The sequence below is a fragment of the Desulfobacula phenolica genome (genome assembly GCF_900105645.1).
GTDB classification, from domain to species: Bacteria; Desulfobacterota; Desulfobacteria; order Desulfobacterales; family Desulfobacteraceae; genus Desulfobacula; species Desulfobacula toluolica.
On record NZ_FNLL01000037.1, the window covers coordinates 1 to 4,359 of the forward strand.

The window sequence follows — 4,359 nt, forward strand, 5'->3', positions numbered from 1 at the left end:
GAAGAATCTGCCATCTGATTCAATTCCCTGAGTTTTTCAAAGCGCAAGGTATCCAGACGATGGGCTTTTTCCGCTATAGAGCGTTTTTTGTCAATCTTCACAGCCTGGGAACTGCCATAAAAAGATAAAATCAATACTATGATCAATATCCCTGTAAAAATCTTAAATAACCGTTGGGTGATAAATCGTATTTCAGAATCTATTCCATCCACATACACGGCGGTTCCTATAACCCACCCCCAAGGCTCAAACAGCTTTACATAAGAAATTTTCGGAACTGTCTTTGCCGAATCATCTTTCCATTGCCATGTATACTCCACATAACCGGAACCTTTTTGTTCGGCAGTCCTTACAAATTCAGCAACAAAATATCTACCGTTGGAATCAACAAAATCCTTACAATTTTTCCCTTCAATATCAGGCAAAAAAGGATGCATGAGTACCCTGTGCTGCATATCAATTATCCAGAAATAATCTTGATCTTCAGGGCCGTAACGCAAATTTCGAATACGTTTGTTCGCCCTGCTTTGGGCATCTTGAAGGGTCAATTCACCTGATATAACCCTCTGGTTATACTCTGACAGCAAACTATAGGTCACGCTGATGCTGCTGTTATTCATTTCATGAAGCATTTTCTTTTCCTGATCCATCATATATTTCTTCAATGAAGGAACAAAAATCAAAAAAATACTCACGGTAAAAAGGACAAATGTAATACACAACGGAATAATAATTCTAAATGATCTTGTAGTCGACTTTCCAGAGATTATATCAAGAACAGTGTTTTGGGTCATTGCATTTTATCTCCCACAGTAAGTTGAAGCTAAAATTTTTATCTTTTAACTCCCTGTCTGCAACTTTCAGATAAACACCGGCATAATATCTTCAATATTTCTTTTATTGAGCAGGGTTTATGTAAAACAGCATCAAACTCATCATAGCCAAGAAACCGGGGCGTTCCAGACATAGCCACAACAGGCGTTACATCATTCAGGACTTTACGCAGATAATACAATAATTGATCGCCGGACAATGATTGCATTTTTATATCCGTAACAATCAAGCTGTAAGCATGGGTTTCAATTTTATTTATCCCCTCTTCCCCATTCTCTGCAACATCTACACGAAAACCGTTTCTTGACAAAAACAGCCTGAGAAATTTCAAAACACTTGGTTCATCATCAATGATGAGAATGGAATTTAACTGTGATTCAGTGTTCATTTTTAATCTCTTTTGGGGTTCATGATTATTTTGATTAAAACGGAATTGGCCGCTATATCTTTATTCCAGCTTAATTAAAATTTTCCAAAATCATTATTATCGTCAAACGGTATGACCTGATAAGGAATTAACTGACTTGCCTTGTATGCCAATTTTTTTATTTTTCATTACCTGGTGTGGTTTATACTTGGAAACAGGATAAGATATTTTCCTTTTAAAAAAACCTGGTACTCCCTTTTCTTTGCCACCGTTTGTCATCATAACAAGATCTGCGACATATTCCTTAAGCTGCTCTGCCTGAGCATTCATCTCTTCGGATGCGGATGCGGATTCTTCCGCATTGGCTGCATTCTGCTGAACAATCTTATCCATTTCGGTAATGGCGGCACTCACCTGTTCAATACCTTTGGCCTGTTCATCTGATGCCCCTGAAATTTCAGCAACCAGATCGCCTACCTTGCCTGCACTTTCAGCGACCTTGGAAAAATCTTCATTTGTAGTTGATACAAGCTTTGACCCTTCATTTATCTTTTTAACCGAACCATCAATAAGTTCGGCTGTATTTTTTGCAGCATCTGCAGCTCTCATGGCAAGATTTCTGACTTCATCTGAAACAACTGCGAATCCTGCTCCTGCTTCTCCTGCCCGGGCCGCTTCAACTGCTGCATTTAACGCAAGCAAATTGGTTTGGAACGCTATTTCATCTATGGTTTTTATAATTTTAGAAGTCTCTTCACTTGCCTTTGAAATATCTTCCATAGACAGGGTAAGCTTTTCCATGGAACGATTGGCATCCTTCACAACCTGATTGGATTTCTTCATAAGGTTATCTGCAAGGTTTGCATTTTCAGCATTTTTCTTTGTCATGGAGGACATTTCCTCCATTGATGAGGAAGTCTCTTCAATGGCGGCAGCCTGTTGGGAAGCACCTTCTGCAAGGGACTGGCTTGAAGATGAAACCTGGGTTGAAGCTGAAGAAACTTGATCCGCCCCTTCCTGCAAACCATCCATCACAATATTCAATGGCTTTGTGATACCCCGGGTTATAAAAAGGGCCAACCCCAACCCAATGATGACGGCACAGGTTAAGATTACTGCAAGCAGCATCCTGACGTTGGAGACAAACCCTGTAGTTGCCATTCCCATTTCATAGGCAGCTTTGTCCGCCTCCAATGCTGTTTTCGTGGTAAGCTTGATAATTGCCATGGCATTTTTATTTAACCGGATTAAAAGATCTGCCTGCTGTTTTTTGTTTAGTACCCAGACGCTCAACAGTTTTCCTGCTTTTTCAGTATCAAAAAGCATTGCTTCACCCCTTCTAATATTTGCCGAATCTGCAGAAACGCTTATCATACCTTTTGTAATGGCAATCAGTTTAACTATGCTGGAATTTATTGCCATGGCATATTCATCCTCATTGTAAATAGCATACAAAAATTGGTTTTTTATGGCCTCATTAAAAAGATTCATGCCATTGTTGGCTATTTTGATTTTACCTACCCTTGTAATAATATTTTCAAGCTCCCTGTTTGCAATAGATCTTTCTATTTTCATATTCTGATCTTGAATATAATCAAGCCAATGTCCGGCAACAATTGAAGCGCAGGTTTTCAGCTGTTTTTCGATTTCTTTGTTTTTCAGGGTCAAAGATGTATATTCTTCACTGCTCTTTGAATACTCTCCCAGCATATTTTTAATCACATCAACTGCGGTTAATATATCCTTATGATTCAAGGCAATGGCAAAGGGCACAAGCTTATCAAGACCTTTTTTTATATCCTCCTTGTGAGCGAACCATTCTTTTCTGCTTTTTTCATCCTGCTTCAGATCAAATTCATAGGACATAACATGGGCATTCCAGGTTGCCCGCTCAGTCTCAATCACTGCAGATGTTTCAGGGATCTCCTGTGTTGCCAGGAGGGTAACAATATCACCGATTTTACTGATATTGTACACACCTGTAACACCAATAATAAAAGACAAAAGGATGCCGATAAAAAAACCGCCCGCAATTTTTGTTCCTACCTTTATGTTTTTAAACATTTTTCCCCTCCGTTAATTAGTTTCTCAAAACAATAGGTGATTTGAAAAATCAAAACATATAAACAGCAAATTAGCTTGTTTTATTGAGTAATTCGATTTTCTGTGGACTGAGAACTTTATCAATATCAAGAGGAATCTTGACCCGGCCTCCCACTTTAGCCAAACATTGTTCAAACAAACTATTATATAACATACATGGCAGATTTGTCCGCCACAATAAAAATTGAAATTCTTATCATTACAGTGTGTTGGAGAAATTCTCATATAAATTAGGACTATATATTAAAAAACATTAAAAACCTAATTACTATATTTATCTTGCGAATAGCATGCCAAATCAGATTTCAATTTGTAAGAGAGTAATATTTTAAGACAATTTCAAAATATTCTTCAAGATTAGAAGACACTGAAAGGGTGTTTTGTTTTTTTAACGAAAATCACAAATTAGAGGATGAATCCCTTAATAATAATAAGATTCAGGGGAATGTTATAAAACGTCCCGGTGTTATAAAACATCCCCCCTATTGGGATTGATAATTGCCAGATAAACATGATCTGTTTTTTCTTAAAACTTAGGAATCAGTATTTAACAACACCCGAAACCAATCAGTTTGATACCTGTACTTTATACTGTAATAAAGCCATTTAACATTTCAGTTTAGGAATCAACTAAATCCTCAGTCCTTAGAGCGTTACGAATCACTTCGGCAAGTTCACCGGCAATCATTGGCTTCATTACCGTATCAACAATACCAATATTCTCAACCATATTGGATGTTAATCCTTCACTAAAACCGGTACACAGAACAATGGGGATATCCTGCCTGATCTTTATGATCTCTTTTGACAACTCAATACCGGTCATTTTAGGCATTGTTACATCTGTTAAAACCAAATCAAACGCATGGGGTTCTTTTTTAAAAACTTCAAGGGCTTCAAGGCTGTCCGTTACTCCGACTACCTCATATCCCATTTTCATCAATATCTGCCGGCCTGAAATAACAATATTTTCCTCATCATCAACCAGAAGAATTCTGCCCGTCCCTTTTATCAAGAAAGGCCTTGAAGGAATCTTTTCCATTTCCTTGTCCCGG

The 4,359-nt window shown here is 37.9% G+C and carries 4 protein-coding genes; all 4 read right to left on the minus strand.

Annotated features, from left to right (window positions below; genetic code table 11):
• Positions 1 to 794: cache domain-containing protein (locus BLT94_RS21525; RefSeq protein ID WP_245743220.1), on the minus strand; the 794-nt coding region annotated here is incomplete at its 3' end.
• Positions 795 to 832: 38 nt separating this feature from the next.
• On the minus strand, positions 833 to 1,222 hold the full coding sequence (locus BLT94_RS21530) for a response regulator (RefSeq protein WP_092238796.1): 390 nt from the start codon (positions 1,220 to 1,222) through the stop codon (positions 833 to 835).
• 102 nt (positions 1,223 to 1,324) lie between these two features.
• Complete coding sequence (locus tag BLT94_RS21535) at positions 1,325 to 3,265, minus strand: methyl-accepting chemotaxis protein (protein WP_092238799.1); 1,941 nt, start codon at positions 3,263 to 3,265, stop codon at positions 1,325 to 1,327.
• 658 nt (positions 3,266 to 3,923) lie between these two features.
• The coding region (locus BLT94_RS21540; RefSeq protein ID WP_139169108.1) for a response regulator at positions 3,924 to 4,359 on the minus strand (436 nt) is incomplete at its 5' end.